Annotated in this window: 11 protein-coding genes and 1 pseudogene; 4 read left to right on the top strand and 8 right to left on the bottom strand. The window is 65.5% G+C overall.

The features are described from left to right. Window positions 1-18 precede the first annotated feature (18 nt). Together ACESMY_RS10770 and ACESMY_RS10765 are read left to right on the top strand one after the other, a co-directional pair. Window positions 19-1,257: an SIR2 family protein gene (locus ACESMY_RS10770; RefSeq protein WP_372784585.1), complete on the top strand. Its 1,239-nt coding sequence runs from the start codon at window positions 19-21 to the stop codon at window positions 1,255-1,257. After that, window positions 1,254-3,881 (top strand): hypothetical protein, encoded by a 2,628-nt coding sequence (locus ACESMY_RS10765; RefSeq protein ID WP_372784584.1) that lies wholly within the window; start codon window positions 1,254-1,256, stop codon window positions 3,879-3,881. Before ACESMY_RS10770 ends, ACESMY_RS10765 begins: the two co-directional genes overlap by 4 nt. 30 nt (window positions 3,882-3,911) lie before the next feature. Here the strand turns inward: ACESMY_RS10765 and ACESMY_RS10760 are convergent, their stop codons facing one another. Then, window positions 3,912-5,300 (bottom strand): hypothetical protein, encoded by a 1,389-nt coding sequence (locus tag ACESMY_RS10760; RefSeq protein WP_372784583.1) that lies wholly within the window; start codon window positions 5,298-5,300, stop codon window positions 3,912-3,914. 203 nt (window positions 5,301-5,503) lie between these two features. On the opposite strand from ACESMY_RS10760, the gene ACESMY_RS10755 reads away from it, so the two are divergent. After that, a protein-coding gene (locus tag ACESMY_RS10755) for an IS5 family transposase (protein ID WP_372784711.1) occupies window positions 5,504-6,276 on the top strand; the annotation gives its coding sequence in 2 pieces (ribosomal slippage) (window positions 5,504-5,815 and window positions 5,818-6,276; 771 coding nt in all). Between the two features lie 10 nt (window positions 6,277-6,286). Beyond that, a pseudogene (locus ACESMY_RS10750) lies at window positions 6,287-7,924 on the top strand (DUF4238 domain-containing protein); the annotation flags it as partial. Window positions 7,925-8,068: 144 nt separating this feature from the next. Here ACESMY_RS10750 and ACESMY_RS10745 read toward each other — a convergent pair. From ACESMY_RS10745 to guaB, 7 genes are all read right to left on the bottom strand, one after another. Continuing rightward, on the bottom strand, window positions 8,069-8,416 hold the full coding sequence (locus tag ACESMY_RS10745; RefSeq protein WP_372784582.1) for a DUF3768 domain-containing protein: 348 nt from the start codon (window positions 8,414-8,416) through the stop codon (window positions 8,069-8,071). 227 nt (window positions 8,417-8,643) lie between these two features. Next, the gene (locus ACESMY_RS10740) at window positions 8,644-9,807 is read right to left on the bottom strand and encodes an abortive infection family protein (RefSeq protein WP_372784581.1); all 1,164 of its coding nucleotides are present in this window, start codon (window positions 9,805-9,807) and stop codon (window positions 8,644-8,646) included. A gap of 95 nt (window positions 9,808-9,902) precedes the next feature. Continuing rightward, the gene (locus ACESMY_RS10735; protein WP_372784580.1) at window positions 9,903-11,156 is read right to left on the bottom strand and encodes a tyrosine-type recombinase/integrase; all 1,254 of its coding nucleotides are present in this window, start codon (window positions 11,154-11,156) and stop codon (window positions 9,903-9,905) included. A gap of 284 nt (window positions 11,157-11,440) precedes the next feature. Next, a complete protein-coding gene (guaA, locus tag ACESMY_RS10730; RefSeq protein WP_372784579.1) occupies window positions 11,441-13,000 on the bottom strand; it encodes a glutamine-hydrolyzing GMP synthase in 1,560 nt (519 codons plus the stop codon). 9 nt (window positions 13,001-13,009) lie between these two features. Then, window positions 13,010-14,287 (bottom strand): RsmB/NOP family class I SAM-dependent RNA methyltransferase, encoded by a 1,278-nt coding sequence (locus tag ACESMY_RS10725; protein ID WP_372784578.1) that lies wholly within the window; start codon window positions 14,285-14,287, stop codon window positions 13,010-13,012. Window positions 14,288-14,293: 6 nt separating this feature from the next. Continuing rightward, on the bottom strand, window positions 14,294-14,698 hold the full coding sequence (locus tag ACESMY_RS10720) for an MAPEG family protein (RefSeq protein ID WP_372784577.1): 405 nt from the start codon (window positions 14,696-14,698) through the stop codon (window positions 14,294-14,296). Window positions 14,699-14,764: 66 nt separating this feature from the next. Continuing rightward, a partial coding sequence (guaB, locus tag ACESMY_RS10715) for an IMP dehydrogenase (protein WP_372784576.1) occupies window positions 14,765-16,101 on the bottom strand: 1,337 nt, incomplete at its 5' end.

The raw sequence follows: 16,101 nt of genomic DNA, 5'->3' as shown, positions 1-16,101 counted from the left end.
TCACCGAAAACGCTGGCGATGTTGGTGCTGGCCCGCGACAAAGGGGGCGTGAGCGATGACCACGTCTTCCTGGGACCTGGACTGCCTGGACTGCCCCTGGAGCTGCTGCTCGCCAGGGACCGGGGCGAAGTGCTGTTTCTGACCGGCGCCGGCGTTTCCCGCCCACCTCCGTCAAATCTTCCTGACTTCCGGGGCCTGGTTCTCGAAATCTGCGCGAAGGTGGATACCGGGCTCGCCTCGGCATTGACCGCGATGATTGACGACGCCCGAGAGGCAGACGCAGCAGTCCCGCCACGCCAGCCCCGTCCCTGGACGGATTTCACCGGCAGCCTGGATCCAGGCCAGAAGGCCGAGTTCAAGCGCTTCAGGGACGGAGACTACGACGTCGCCTTGGGCATGATCGAGCGGCGTCACGATGACGCCGGGCGCGGGTCGCGGATGCGCGTAGCGGCCGCTGAGGTCCTGGGCGGTAAGCGCCCGCCCAACGCGGTTCACAAGGCGATCGACCGGCTGGCCCGGCGCGAAGGCCGACTCTTCCTGGCCACAACCAACTTTGACCGACTGCACGAGTCGGCGGCCGGCCCCGACGCCGACGTCTCATCCTATGGGCTGAACGACCTGCCGCGGCCCAGCCGCCGGGCCGATTTCCGCGGCGTCTTCCATATTCACGGCCTGTTGCCAGAAAAGGCATCGCGGACTTCGGAGCTGATCCTGACCGACCAGGATTTCGGCGACTACTACATGCGGCGGCGGGTGACCTCAGACTTCGTCTACGACGCCACCCGCATCTTCTACCTCGTCATCGTCGGGTACAGCGTCAACGATGCCCCGATGCGCTACCTGCTGAATGCGGTGGCCGGCGACCAGACGCACTTTCCCGACCTGAAGACCCGCTACGCCTTGGTTCCGGTCAAGAGCGACGACGACCACACCGCCGCGGACTGGAAGAACCGTGGGATCGAGCCGATCTGCTACAGTCCCGACAACTCCCACGCCGAGCTTCCGGCCCTGCTGAAGGCCTGGGCCGACAGCATCCCCGATGCCCTGGACGACCGCTGGTTGACGGGTCGGCTTCGCGCGCTGGCGAAATCCGCTGTCGCCACGGCGTCCGAGCCTGACCGCTCCGTCTTCAACTATCTGATCCGTCGCTCCACGCCGCAGGAACGCGTTCAGATGCTCACGAAGCTCTCCGGCTTCGGCGCCGGCGCCGACTGGCTAACCGAAGCGCATCGGATCGCGCGGGAGGTGGGCTCGTGATCCGGCGCGGAACCGGAGCCTCGATCCTGGAGCGCGAGATCGAGCGCGCGACAGTCGCCTTCCTGGAAGGTCGGCTCGCGGAGAAGGCCACCTTTGACTGGGCCGCCGGGCTACGCAGTCAACCGAGCGCGGAGCGCAACGCGCTACGAAACCTCCTGAATTACAGAGACCCCCAGCTCGAGGAGCCCTATCGGGCGGCTTGGTCCTGGGTTTGCGAGGCCTGGGACGAGCCCGAATGGCCGGAAGACGCCCGCCTCGAGATGACCGAGGCCCTGGGGCACGGCGTGCCGCCCCTCACGTTCGTGCGCCATGTCGTCGAGCTGGTCCGGCCCAGGCTCAGCTTCGAGGCGGCGCGAGACCCCCGTCGCAAGGCTCGCCCCACTGAAGTTTCTCGCCTCGTGAGCCTAAATCTCGGCGCCGAGAACCTGCTGTCACTGCAGGATCTCCACCTCGACACAGTAGACGACGTCGCCTTCTTCAGCCTGCTAGCCGACAAGCTGGAAAGCGAGCTCGCATACGGCCTCGCCCGCGCCGCGCGGATCGGCGGTTCGGCCGTCTATCTCGCCAACTGGATCGAGCGGGTCTATGCGGTTCAGCTTCCCGAGGTGAACGGCGGCCAGAGCGATCCCGACGAATTCCGCAATGGGTTCGCTCCTTTGGTGAAGCTGCTGCACGAGATCCTCGGCAAGCTGTTCATACTCGCGCCCGACGCAGCGCGTGCGCGGGTTGCTGGCTGGCTCCGCCACCCCGATCCCCTATTCCAACGTCTTTGGGCCGCCGCAGCCCGGGTGCCGGGCCTGGCAAGCCCCGCCGAGGTTGCGACCTTCCTTCGCGGCGTCGATGGGGACCGCTTCTGGAGCCTGGGCCACTTCCCCGAGATCGCCGAACTGCGGGCGAAGCGCTTTGCCGAGCTGTCCCCTGATGACCAAGCCGCTATCGAGCGACGGCTGCTGCAAACCCCTCCCGCGGATCTTTTCTTGCGCCGGTTGGGCAAATCAGAACGCGACGCGGCGCGACGCAGCTGGGTTCGCCGGGAGCTTCGGCGGATCGAGCTCGGCGGCGGATCGGCGTCCAAAGCGGCTCAGGCCTGGATCGCCGACTTCGCGGCACGAGGCGAGGCCTACACAGAGTTGACCACCGTGACCTCCGACATGGACAACGCTTATAATTTCCCCTGGCGCACAGAGGCTGGCGTCTACGATGTCGACGACATCAAAGTCCTCTTGCCGACCCTGGAAGAAGATCTCGGCGAGCGCGGGTACGGGGGAAAATCAGAGACAGCGGGAGCCTATTTGCGGGATCATGCCGAGGACGCTCTCGAAGTCCTTGAGCCAGCCCGATATCCGCGTGTGTTGGCCTATCTTGCGCGATCCGACGCTGAACGCGGTCGCAGCGCCGCAGCCGGACCAGACGCTTTGGCCGCCAGATTGCTGGACGCCCTCGTCAGACTGCCATCGGCGGTCCTTGCAGGAGGTGTCGATGCATATGCGAGTTGGCTCGATGTCTGGTCCAAGCATTTCCCCTCCGATCATCGATTCTGGGCGACCTGGATGCGGCTGTGGCCGGCCGCGGTGGCGGTGAGCAACAGGTCGCCGGCGATCCTGGGTTCGAACTTCGACGGCCAGCGCAAAGAGCGAGACGACCGCCTGGCGATGGAGTCCCTCAATTCGTCCGCCGGCCACCTGATCTCGGCGCTCTTCAACGTGCTTCCTGACCTGACCCTGGTTCCGCATCCCTTCCAAGGAGGAGACCTCCGAGCAGTCCGCGATCTGGCGTTCACCGCCACCGGAGATGTCCGGCTGCAGGTCCTGCACCGGTTCCTGTCGTTCCTGGAATACATGCGCAAAGCCGACCCAGAATGGGCGCAGGTCCATCTGCTGGGGCCGCTTGCCCAGGCAGAACACCAGGATCTCGAGATCTGGGACGCGATCGCACGCCGCGGGCTCTCGCCGGACTCCCTCAAGACGGTCGGGCCCAAGCTTGTGCTGGTCGCGCGCGGCCAGTCGCTTCCGTCCAAGACCCGAGCCGGGCTCGCGCAGACGGTGGTGTACTCCGTGCTCCGGGACATGCGCGATGGGGACGAGCCCATTATTCCCCTGGCAGACGCCCAGCAAATGCTGCGGCTTGGAGGCGAACAGGTTCGCATCGCCGCGGCGCGCGCGATGAATGGCTTCCTGGCGTTCAAGAAAACAGATCCGGAAACCCAGTTCACGGCCGGAGTGAAGCCCTTCCTGGCGCAAGTCTGGCCGTCCGATCAGACCTTGAGGTCAGGCCCCCTGTCCGACGTCCTGGCCGAACTCCCAGCAGCGGCCGGGGCAGCCTTCGCCGATGCGGTGGCTTCCGTCGCGCCGCTGGTCGTCCCGTTTGAAGCCTGGAGCCTGCACGCTTTCGGGTTCTACGCGAGACTTGAAGACGAGCACGGGTCACGCAGCAAAACTCCGCCCGTCATGAACAAGGACACGGCTGGCGCATGGCTCGATCTGCTCGACCGTTCGATCGGTCGAGCAGAAGGGGCCGTCTACCCTCGTGACCTGGCGCTTGCCCTCGATGCGATCTCAACGGGCGACAAGGCTCTCATGAACGACCCGAGGTTCCTCCGGCTGGTGGCCCTCGTCCGCCGATGAGCCCTGCACTTCGCGAACAAATGGTCCGCCCTAGGCCCCGTCCTTCGGCGCACCCCTCGCCGTGAAGGTTCGCAGTTCGCGCACGTTGTAGTCCTGGCCCATGTAGCTGACATCGACACCGAGGTCGTCGAAGGTATGCAGCAACAACAGGCCGACCACAGCCCGAACTTCCTCGTAGAAGAGTTGGGCCTCGCCTTCCTCAAACCCCGCGACACTGTGAAAGAGCTTTCCGCGCCGAGCTGCGATGCGCTTGGCGAGCGTCGTCGGAAAGACGAAGCCCTTCTCGTTGGCCATCGCAATCGCCCGGCCCACGAGGGTCTGGAGGGACGGCGCCTTTCGTTCGACGACGCTAAGGTGCTTGCGGGAGAAGTCTTTGATCGCCTCGTCAGGCGCTGTATCGACCCACGCGAAGAACGCGGCCTCCGAAGAGGTGTAGTCCGCTTCGTCGGGGGTCGTGTATCGCGCCTTCAGATAGCTCTCGAAAGCCGGGATGATGATCGAGAACTGGGTATTCAGGTTGCTCGTGAAATGACGGCACATCTCGATGGCGTTGAAGCGGATGAGGAAACCCGGTCGGTCCACCAGGTAGATGCCCAAGACGCTTTCCAGCGTTGCGCCGCCAAGTCCGTCGCGGTGAATGCATTCCATCCTGTGGGGTTCTTCACCGGGCTTCCAATCCATCCCGGCCATCTCGAGAACGCCGTCCTCCGGCAGGTCGTAAGAGCCGACGCGATAGGTCTTGTTCAGCCATGTACGGATCTTTGGGAACGGTCCTCGGTAGCCGATCAAAAAACCAAACAGCTGCTCGAGCTCGAGGCTGAGCTCAATGGTCGACTCCAGGGACGCGGGATAGTCGAAGTCCACGTGAAGGAAGGCGGACGAGCGAATCTGAGCCGTGCGGCCCTTCTCCGCGACCTGTGCGGCGGTCATGACGGTGAGCGTGCCGAGGCCTTGCAACGGTAGTTTGATCGTCTTCGTGTCGGGAATCTCGATCTTGTAGGTGCGGGTGGCGCCGTCCAGCCGCGACGTGAATGCCGGCGGCGCGTACCAAACGCCAAAGCTCGATGAGTCGAGTTCAAACCCGTCGAAGGTCTCCGCCGTCACGTCTTCGACCGCCAGGTCGGTGAGCAATCCGTCGAATTCGCCCGTGATCCGAGTGCGTTGGAGGGGGAGTCTGACGCCCAGCGACCCCGGGTCTATGTGGAGCACCCGCGGTCGAAGCAGCGTGCATTTCTGCTGGTAATTGACCAGCCCGATCACCGCTGGACGATTATCCAGGGTCGAAGCGTCATAGCTTACGCTTTCTTCCACCTGGCGGATCAGTTCGAACGTCCAGGAAGCCCCCGGCTGGGCCGGCGGCGTAACCGTCCCCACCCACGGCTCTTTTGAATCGTCGAGGTCTGGAATGAATATCCACATCCAAATTCACTCCTGGCGCAGTAACGCGGGTTCGCGGCCCCATATGCAGATCAATGACCGCACGCCGCCATCACTACGTCCCCCAGTGCTACCTGAAGGGCTTTGCGCCGGACCCTAGGTTCTGTTGACGAAGTGGATTCCCAAATCATCTGATCGCTGATTCAAGGCTGCTCTTTGGGAGAGCGGCGTTGGTTCGTGGGTTGATGTCGGATGAGGAGTGGGCGTTCTTCGAGCCCTTTGTGATCGAGCGGGGGCCGCGGCGCGGCCGGAGGCCGAGGGATCATCGCCTTGTGCTGGACGGAGTGTTCTGGATCGCGCGGACGGGTTCGCCCTGGCGTGACCTGCACGACCACTTTGGCAAGTGGAGTTCGGTCTACCGGCAGTTCCGGCGCTGGACGCTTTCGGGGGTCTGGGATGTGCTGCTGGCGGCCCTCAACGATAGCGGCGAGGGCCGGGACAGCGTGCAGATGATCGACTCCACCATCGTGCGCGCTCACCAGCACTCAGCCGGCGCCCAAAAAAAGCAGATGCTCAGGATGAAGGTCTTGGCCGCTCGCGAGGTGGCTTCTCGACCAAGATCCATCTGAGGGCCAACGGCCTGGGCCTGCCCGTCGCCGTGGTCCTGACCGGCGGTGAGGTCTCCGACGTCAACGGCTACGCCCCGGTCATGGCCGAGCCTGGGCCTGCACCCAAGGTCCTGCTCGGTGACAAAGGCTACGACGCCGACGCCATCCTCGCCGACCTGGAGGCCAAGGGCATCGCCGCCGTCATCCCACCCAGGCGCAATCGCAAGGTCCAGCCCGTCATCGACGGCCACCTATACGCCTTGAGAAATCTGGTTGAGCGCTGCTTCTCAAAGCTCAAGCACAGCCGCAGGCTCGCCACCCGATACGACAAGACCGCCGACAGCTACCTCGGCTTCATACTCATCGCCTCAACCCGACTCTGGGTTAGGCACTTCGTCAACAGAACCTAGGAACCCGCAGCTCTATGTAGTCGATGTCCAGGGCCTGGAGAGTTTCACAACCAGCCCGCTCAACGTGACACAAGAGCGGGACTTCCACTCGCTTGCCGACGCTGGGCAGGCAATTGACGCATTGGAGACTGGCTTCTCCAAGTTCGAGAGCGAACTGAGCGTCGCCATAGAACGCCGTGTCGCGGCTGGCGACCTGTCTGATGAGCAAGACCGGGCTTTCATACTCAATCTCATCGCCTTGATCGCGGTAAAGAACCCCCGGACGCGCGCCCGCGCAACAAACGCCCGTGAAACCACAGTGAAGGCGATGGTCGATCTTGCGACATCGTCCGAGCATCTCTTCCAGAGCGAGGTCCGTCGCGCGAAAGTTAATGGGTTCATCCCGTCCGACGTCGTCGTGGACAGGCTGAAGATGCGGGCCATGTTCGAGGCCGGTGGGTACGAGATCCGGGTTTCGCCAGCCACTCACGTCCTCAGCGAACTCGATGTATTCGAGAATGTACTGCCGCTCTTTTTCCGACGATCCTGGCGCGTGCTGCTTGCGCGGCCTGAAGGCTCTGGCTTCATCACCTGCGATCAGCCGGTATGCCTCCTATGGAGCGCACCGCCCGCACCCCCGAAGCACCGGCCGCTGGGCTACGGGTTACCGGGCACCGTAGTGCTTTTCGCGATTTCAGAACGCATGGCGCTTATCGGCAACTATGAAGGCGAAGAGACCGTCAGTGTCGCCACGGAAGATGAGATTGCCAGCTTCAACGGCGCCATGATCTCTAACGCTCGACGTCAAATCTACGCCCGCGACGCCGACTTCCTATTCCGCCTCTCGCCAGAGGCAAGTCGCCAACGCGGGGACCTCATAGAAGCACTGAGGCATCATCGCCTGCCTCTAGCGGAAGACAATTCATCGACCTTGACCGCGAGCATCCGTCCGCCGGGCGCGGGCATGTCGAATAGGCGTGCCAAAGGCAAAACCTGCACCTACTGCGGAGGGCTCGGCGCTGCGGATACGGCGGATCACGTGTTCGCGCGCGAGTTCTTCCCTCTCAGCAAGCGCGGCAACCTTCCCAAGGTGCCGGCGTGCCAAAGCTGCAATGGATCCAAGGCGAAGCTTGAGCACTACCTGACGGCGGTTCTCCCGTTTGGAAGTCGGCACGAAGACGCAGCCCAAACCCTTGAAGATTCTGTCCCTGCACGCCTTGCCGGCAACGAGAAGCTGCGCCGCGAGCTGGCGGCTCATCAGACCTACAGTGTGCAATTCGTTGGCGGCCGCTTTGTGAGGATGATGACCCTGCCGCTTCGGGGCGAGAGCTTGGCCGAGCTCTTCGCGTACATCGCGCGCGGCCTCGCCCTCTATGAGTTCGGGGTCATCATTCCGCAGACTTATAATGTTCGCGCGAGCATGTTGCGGGCCGAAGGCAATGCGTTCCTGGAGTCCTTGATTAGGCATGGCGGCAATAGGGTCGAAAGGTCCCTCGGAGACGGGTTGTTCGACTACTCGGGTCTTCAGAGTGTCCAGGACTCGCAGCTGACGGTTTGGAAGTTTCGGCTCCTGGCTGGGCTCCAGGCTTCAGACACGGAAGCGCCCGGGGAGCTCCCGGAACTGATCTGGGCGACAACCTCGAAAAGCCCGTCGCCGCTCGATCTTTAGGACTTCCTCAGGCGCTTGCTCCCGTTCAGACCACGGCCTCCCCGTCGTCTATCTCCTCGACACCAACTCAAATAGTCGCCGCGCGCGCCCAGGGTCCGCGGTGAGGTCCGCCTGCGGCACACAAGGCGCCGCAGGCGGACCAGTCTAATATTCCGAGGCCAGCATCAGCGTCAGCACGCGCCGTGTCAGAGCCTCATCAGCCGGATCGGGAGAGCCGTTCTCCAGCGCTTGGTCATAGTAGTCGATCTTCCAGAACAGCCGCTCTCCGGCCAGCCGGAGGGCCCCGAAGTCGCGCTCGCCGTAGAGGTCATCGCCGTCGGTGAAGTCATTGAAGGCGCCGACCGCGGCGATGGCGTGGGCCACGAAGGCGACGCCCTTGGCATGGACGCCCGACGTCATGACCCAGCCCGTGCCGGGGTTGAGACGCAGCTTGTCGTTGAGATGAGCGATGGTCGCTGCGCGATGGTCGCGATCTTGATCGGATTGGGACATGACGAGTCTCCTGAGAGAGCCGCCCAGTGCGGCTCCGGAGGCCAGCCCCAGGACCCTGGGATGGCGTTCCGCACCGCAGGGAAACGGTGGATTGGCGCCGCGAGGAATGGCCGCCAGGCCAGGGGAAATCCGCTGTTGCGGTCCGCTGTCCCCGGGTCCCGCCTGCCGTCCGGAGCTGCGGCGGCGTCACGAAGGGTCAAGGCCCTTGCCCGCAAGTTCGCGAAGCTTCAGGGGTGAGCCCGGTGGCGCTCCCAGAGGAAGACACCGAGGGAGGTCGCGACCCCCACCGCGAGCCGTGCGATCTCGACCGGCGGCGTCGGCGCGTTCGCCGCCGCGCCGTGTCCCGTCCCCAGTTGGCCGCGCAGCTCCGCGATCGAATTCACGATCGTTCCCAGAGCGCCCAACAAGCTCTTGAGCGTCCGCTCGGCGGCCGGATCGACCTTCAAGGCCAGGGCTTCGCGCGTCATCGTGACCAGCGGCTGGAAGTCGAGGTAGCCGGTCGGCGCAACCCCACGGGCTTCCAAGATCGCCTTGCAGATCGTCTCGACGAACTCCTTGGCCGACCCGATCGCGAGCGCCGGGTCACGCTCGACGCTGTCCTTCATCCGCGTGATCTGTGCGAACACCTGGCTGGACGAAAGCGCATCGGCCACCCGGCGCGCGTCGTTCAGATCGGAATGGAAGCTGAGGGTTCGGCCTCCGGCATAGATGTTGCGCCCGGAGATCGTATCGACGACCGCTAGCTGGAACCCGTCCCGGGCAAGATGCCGGTTGGCTAGGGCGACGAACGCTTCGGCTTCTGCCTGGTCGGGCTGCACAAGCGGGTGCGCGATCTCGGACAGGAACTTCAGAAAGACCTCGTTGGGCGCGCTCAGGAGACTTAGCCTGCGGTCCGAGAAGACCCAGTCGTCCTCCCAGTCATTCGGATTGTTGACGCGGTGCTGCCAGACGTCACCGCGCATCGTCTTGAACCGGTGATCGTTCGACGGCAGCTGCTCAAGATCGAACACCCGCAGCAGAAATTCATCCTCGGCCATGCGGCCCGACCAGTTGATCCCCTGCAATGCAATGGCGTCGAAGATATTGCGGCGGGTCACCGCCGAGATCACACCGTCCGGCTCCTTCGGCAGAAGCTCCGGCATCCTGCCGAAGTACCGTTCGACGAGGTGGTTCGCGTTGCGCTCCAACCACTTCGAGGCTTCGTCGCTGGTGAGCGCAACGAACGCCTCCACGATGCCTTCATGGTCCGCGACAACTTCGAACCAGGCGCCTGAGTCCGTCCGGTACAGCTGCCAGTAAGCGGCCGATGGCGCATCTTCGCCATGGGATCCACTCGCCACGAACTCCGCGGTCTCAGTGTCGTAAGCAATGCCAGAAAGTATCCGTCGCATGCCTCAGAACCCCATGCCCGGCTGTATCGCGGGCCTTTAGCTTGGCAGCTATCCGCGACAGGTGGGCCTCAGCCACATCATCCTCAAGCCCGGGATCAAACCGCCACCGACAGCGGTCCCATCGCCAGGGCCGGTGGGGTCAGGGTGACTGTGTGCGGCCGACCACTGATCCAGGCTTCGACCATGTCCGCCCACTCCTGGAGCATGTGCCGGCGCTGCTGTTCGTATTCGGCCTTGTTGTAGACGCCCCGGGAGCTTCGGCCGCTCTCGTGGGCCAGGCACTTCTCGATCCAGTCGCCGTTGAAACCGACCTCGTTCAGCAGGGTCGAGCCCGTCCGGCGCAGGTCGTGGACGGTGAACGGCTCCAGCGGCAGGCCGGCCTCCTGAGCGCGAGCCGCCATCGCCGTGGTGATCCGGTTGAAGGTGGCGCGCGACATCGGCGCGTCGGCGTCGTAGCGCGACGGCAGGACGTAGCGGGAGTTCCCGGCGCAGGTCTTCAGCGCGATGAAGATGTCGAGGGACTGGCGCGACAGGTAGACGTTGTGGGCCTTGGACCGCTTCATCCGAGCCGCCGGGATGCTCCAGACCGCCTTCTCGAAATCCACCTCGTCCCAGACCGCGTCCATCAGCTCGCTCTTGCGGACCATGGTGAGCAGGATGATCTTCAGCCCCAGCCGGATGGTCGGCAGCGTCGGGATTTGTTCGAGTTGCCCGAACGCCAACCGGATCTCAGCGGGCGTCAGAGCCCGGTCCCGGATCACGAACCGCGCGATCGAAGCCGGACCCACCTCGTCCGCGGGATTGGCGATCTTCTCGCCGTGCAGGATCGCAAAGCCGTAGACCTGCTTGACGATGTCGCGGACGTGCAGGGCCGTCGCCGGCGCCCCACGGTCCACAACCTTGGCGCACATCGCCCGCAGGTCGCCCGGCTCGATCTCCTTCAGCAGCCTCGACTTGAACGGCGTCAGGTCGCGATCAAAGACCGAGCGTCGCATAGCCCGGGTGCTGTCGGCCATCGGCGCATCCTTGAACCACTTCTCGGCGAATTCCCCGAAGCTCTTGGCCTCCAGCAGCCGGCGCTTGTCCCGCTGCTTCTCGTGGGCCGGCGACACCCCCTGCTCCACGAGCCGACGTGCATCGAGGCACTTCTCGCGCGCCAGCTTCAGGGAGATGCCGGTGCGGCCGTAGCGGCCGATGGTCAGCGTCTCCCTGCGCCCGTGCATGCGGTAGTCATAGCGGAAGGTGATGGCTCCCGAAGTGGCGACCACGACGTACATCCCGTCCCGGTCCGTCATCTTGTAGATCTTCGAGCGGGGCCGAAGGTTTTGAAGTGCAGCGTCGGTCAGCATTGCCTCTGCCAAGCCCGGAAATACCGTCAGGGGTTTTTGGACCCTCCGAATACCCACAAAGATCAATTATTTCCGTACCTTGGTCCCTGAAAAAGACCGTCAGGCGGTCGAACTCACGTGACAGTATGGAGCAAATCAGGGACCCGCAAGCCTGACGGCATCCGCCATTCCCACCGTCAAACGATGCCGTCGGCCGCCGATAGATGCCGATAGATGTCGAGATAATTCACTTTTTATTTCAGTGGTTTGCGACACTTTCAACCAGCCCCTTCCGGGCTCGTTGATTATTCCCACTCGATCGTGCCCGGCGGCTTGGACGTCACGTCGTAGACCACCCGGTTGATGCCCTTGACCTCGTTGATGATCCGGGTCGCCGCGCGGCCCAGGACCTCCCAGGGGAATTCGAAGAAGTCGGCGGTCATGCCGTCGGTGGAGGTCACGGCCCTGAGCGCGCAGACGTTCTCGTAGGTGCGCGCGTCGCCCATGACGCCGACCGTCTTCACCGGCAGCAGCACGGCGAAGGCCTGCCAGATGGAGTCGTAGAGGCCGGCCTTGCGGATCTCGTCGAGGTAGATGGCGTCGGCCTGCTGCAGGACCGCGACCTTTTCAGGGGTGATGTCGCCGGGGATGCGGATGGCGAGGCCCGGGCCCGGGAACGGGTGGCGGCCGACGAAGGCCGGGTCGAGGCCCAGCTCCACGCCGAGCGCGCGGACCTCGTCCTTGAAGAGCTCGCGCAGCGGCTCGACGAGCTTCAGCTTCATGTAGTCCGGCAGGCCGCCGACATTGTGGTGGCTCTTGATCACCGCCGAGGGACCGCCGCTCGCCGAAACGCTCTCGATCACGTCCGGATAGAGGGTGCCCTGCGCCAGGAAAGCCGCGCCCTCGACCTTCGCGGCCTCGCGGTCGAAGATCTCCACGAACACTCGGCCGATGATCTTCCGCTTGGTCTCCGGATCGTTGACCCCGGCCAGCTCGCCGAGGAATTCCTTCGACGCATCAACGTGCACCAGCGGGATGTTGTAGTGATCGCGGAACAGGGTCACGACCTGCTCGGCCTCGTTCAACCGCAGGAGCCCGGTGTCGACGAAGACGCAGGTGAGCTGCTCGCCGATCGCCTCGTGGATCAGCACCGCCGCCACCGAGGAATCCACCCCGCCCGAGAGCCCGCAGATCACCCGGCCCTGGCCGACCTGGGCGCGGATCTTGGCCACCATCTCCTGGCGGAACGAGGCCATGGTCCAGTCGCCGGTGAGGCCCGCAATCCGGTGGGTGAAGTTGCGCAGCATCAGGGCGCCGCGCGGCGTGTGGGCCACCTCCGGGTGGAACTGGATGCCATAGAACCGCCGGCCTTCGTCGGCGATCACCGCGTAGGGGCTGCCCTCGGACGCCGCCACCACCTCGAAGCCGAGCGGAATGGCGGTGATCTTGTCGCCGTGGCTCATCCAGACGGTTTCCTGCGAACCCGCCTCGCCGAGACCTTCGAGCAAGGGCGACGGGCGCTCGATCAGGATCTCGGCGCGGCCGAACTCGCGGTCATGGCCGCCTTCGACCGCTCCGCCGAGCTGGGCGCACATGGTCATCTCGCCGTAGCAGATACCCAGCACAGGCACGCCGAGCTCGAAGACCTTCTGCGGCGCCGCGGGGCTTGCCGCCTCATGCACGCTGGCCGGGCCGCCCGACAGGATCACCGCCTTCGGGGCGAAGGCGTCGAGCATCGGCTCGACCTTGTCGTAGGGATGGATCTCGCAATAGACCCCGCTCTCGCGCAGCCGCCGGGCGATCAGCTGGGTCACCTGGCTGCCGAAATCGACAATGAGAACGCGTTCGTGAGCGGGCGTAGGCATGGGGCTCCGTTAGCGGGGTTTCTCCAGCACGGCGACGAAAAAGCCGTCCGTGCCGGAGGTGCGGGGCGTCAGGCGCAAAAACCCGTCAGGCGTGAGGTGTCGGGTGAGCTTTGGATCGACGGTGGCTGGGGCCGCCACGAACCCCGGTGTGCGCGCCAGGAACGCCGCGACGCGGTCCTCGTCCTCCTCCGGCAGCACCGAGCAGGTGACATAGACCATCCGCCCGCCGGGCTTCACGAAGGGCGCGCCCGCGTCCAGCACCGCGTCCTGGTCGGCCATCCGCTTGTCGAGCGTGTCCCGCGTCAGCCGCCACTTGGTGTCGGGATGCCGCCGCCAGGAGCCCGCGCCCGAACACGGGGCGTCGATGAACACCACGTCCATCCTGCCCTCCAGGCCCTTGAGCGGCTCGGGGTTCACCGGCGAGCGGACCTGCAGGTTGCGCACGCCCGCCCGGTCCCCGCGCCGGATGGTGTCGGCCAGCCGCCGCGCGTCGGAGTCATAGGCGTAGATCTGGCCCGAGTTGCCCATGGCGCTGGCGAGCGCCAGCGTCTTGCCGCCGCCCCCGGCGCAGAGGTCGAGCACCTGCTTGCCCTTCACCTCGCCCGCCGACGCCGCGGCGATCTGCGAGCCCAGGTCCTGCACCTCGAACCAGCCCTTGGAGAACTGCGGGATGGTCTCGACCGCCCCGCTGCGGGTCATCGGGTCGAGGGCCGGCATCCGCAGGGCGGTCGCCAGGAGGTCGGTAGGCTCGGCCAGGAGCGAACTCAGCGCCTTCAGCGTCCGTTGCGGATCGGACTTCAGCAGATTGACCCGCAGGTCCACCGGCGCGCGTTCGGAGAGCGCGGCCCCCTCCTCCGCGCGGGCCTCGCCGAAGGCCCGGGTCATGGAGGCGTCGAGCCAATCCGGATAGTCGCCACGCACGGGGTCCGGCGCGCCGACAAGGTCCCGCGGGGCCTCGAGCGCCGCCCGCTCGGCTTCGCTGAGCGGACCGGGCCCATGCGGCTCTTCGCCCGCGGCTTCGGCGATCCGATCGAGCGGCCAGTCCCACACCAATCTCAGCGCGCCCAGGGCCGCGGCGCGCAGGCTCTCGTCGCCCATACGCCAGCCCAGCGACCGGCGGCGGCGCAGCACGTCGAGCACCAGGCCGGAGACGAAGGCGCGGTCCTTCGAGCCTGCGTAACGCGCCGCCTCGCCCCAATTCTTCAGCGCCATCCGCACAGGCCGGTGGCGCTCTTCGATCTGGGTCAGGACATCTATTGCCGCCGCGAGGCGTCCGGCGTCACGCAAAGAGGATCACCTGAAGAAAGCTACGATCACCATGACGAGGCCAACGATGCTGACCGTCCAGACGATCGTGCGAACGAGCGCCACGCCGGAGGCGTAGAGCGGCACATAGAGCGCCCGGCCGATCACATAGAGGCCTGCGCCATAAAGCGTAAGGGTCCCCAGCTTTTGGGTGACAACACAGGCGATCAGCGCCGCGGCGAACAGCGGGAAGGTCTCGAGGAAATTCCGCAACGCCCGGTCGAGGCGCGCCGCGGTCCCGCTGACCGGCCGGGCCTCGTCGCGTGGACCGGCGAGCCAGGCGAAGTCGCGCTGGCCACCGCTCCCAGCCGCCGCGGCCCAGACGATCTGCACCAGACCGATGATCACCGCCGCCAACAGCAGCTTCAACTCCACAGGAACAGCCGTACCCATAGCTTGCCTCCCCCATTGCGCCGCCGGCTCGGGATCGGCCGGCTGGCCGTAGAGACTTCGCCGGCCCTAGACGGGGCTCGGATAGTTGGGCGCCTCGCGGGTGATCATCACGTCGTGGACGTGGCTTTCGCGAAGGCCGGCGCCGGTGATGCGGATGAACCGGGCGCGCTTGCGGAACTCGACCAGGTTGGCCGCGCCGACATAGCCCATGGCCGCGCGCAGGCCGCCGACCATCTGGTGCAGGATCGGGGCGATCGGGCCCTTGTAGGGCACCTGGCCCTCGATGCCCTCGGGCACCAGCTTCAGGGCGTCGGTGACGTCCTTCTGGAAGTAGCGATCGGCGGAGCCGCGCGACATGGCGCCCAGCGAGCCCATGCCGCGGTAGGTCTTGTAGGACCGCCCCTGGTAGAGGAACACCTCGCCCGGGCCCTCGTCGACGCCGGCGAAGACCGAACCCATCATGGCGACCGAGGCCCCCATGGCGAGCGCCTTGGCGAGGTCGCCGGAATATTTGATCCCGCCGTCGGCGATCACCGGCACGTCCGAGCCGCCGGCCGCGCGCACCGCGTCCATGATCGCCGTCAGCTGCGGCACGCCCACGCCGGCCACGATCCGCGTCGTGCAGATGGAGCCCGGGCCGATGCCCACCTTCACCGCGTCCGCGCCGGCGTCGATCAAGGCCTTCGCGCCATCGTAGGTGGCGACGTTGCCGGCCACGATCTGCACCCGGTTGGTCTCGCGCTTGATCCGCCCGACCGCCTTGGCGACATCGGCGTTGTGGCCGTGGGCGGTGTCGATCACCACCACGTCGACGCCGGCGTCGACCAGCGCCATGGAGCGCTCATAGCCGGCGTCGCCAACGGTGGAGGCCGCGCCGACCAGCAGGCGGCCGTGGGCGTCCTTGGCGGCGTTCGGGTGCGCCTCGGACTTCTCCATGTCCTTGACGGTGATCAGGCCGACCGCCCGGTAGTCGTCGTCGACCACGATCAGCCGCTCGATCTTGTGCCGCCGCAGCAGGTCACGCGCCTCGTCCTGGCTGACACCTTCCTTCACCGTGACCAGATTCTCGTGCGTCATCAGGTCTTTGGCGGGAACATCTCTACTGCCCTCGAAGCGCATGTCGCGGTTGGTCAGGATGCCGCAGAGCTTGCCCTTGGCGTCGACCACCGGGAATCCGGAGATTTTCCGCCGGGCCTTGATCTCGCGCACTTCGCTGAGCGGGGTGTCGGGATGGATGGTCAGCGGATTGATCACCATCCCGCTTTCGTAGCGCTTCACCTCGCGGACCTGGTCTGCCTGCTCCTCGACGGTGAGGTTGCGGTGCAGGATGCCGAGCCCACCGTTCTGCGCCATGGCGATGGCCAGCCGGCTCTCGGTGACGGTGTCCATGGCGGCGGACACCA

The organism is Phenylobacterium sp. (assembly GCF_041691455.1).
Classification (GTDB): Bacteria; Pseudomonadota; Alphaproteobacteria; order Caulobacterales; family Caulobacteraceae; genus Phenylobacterium.
The sequence above is the reverse complement of the archived record's forward strand: the minus strand, read 5'-3'. Positions and strand labels throughout refer to the sequence as shown.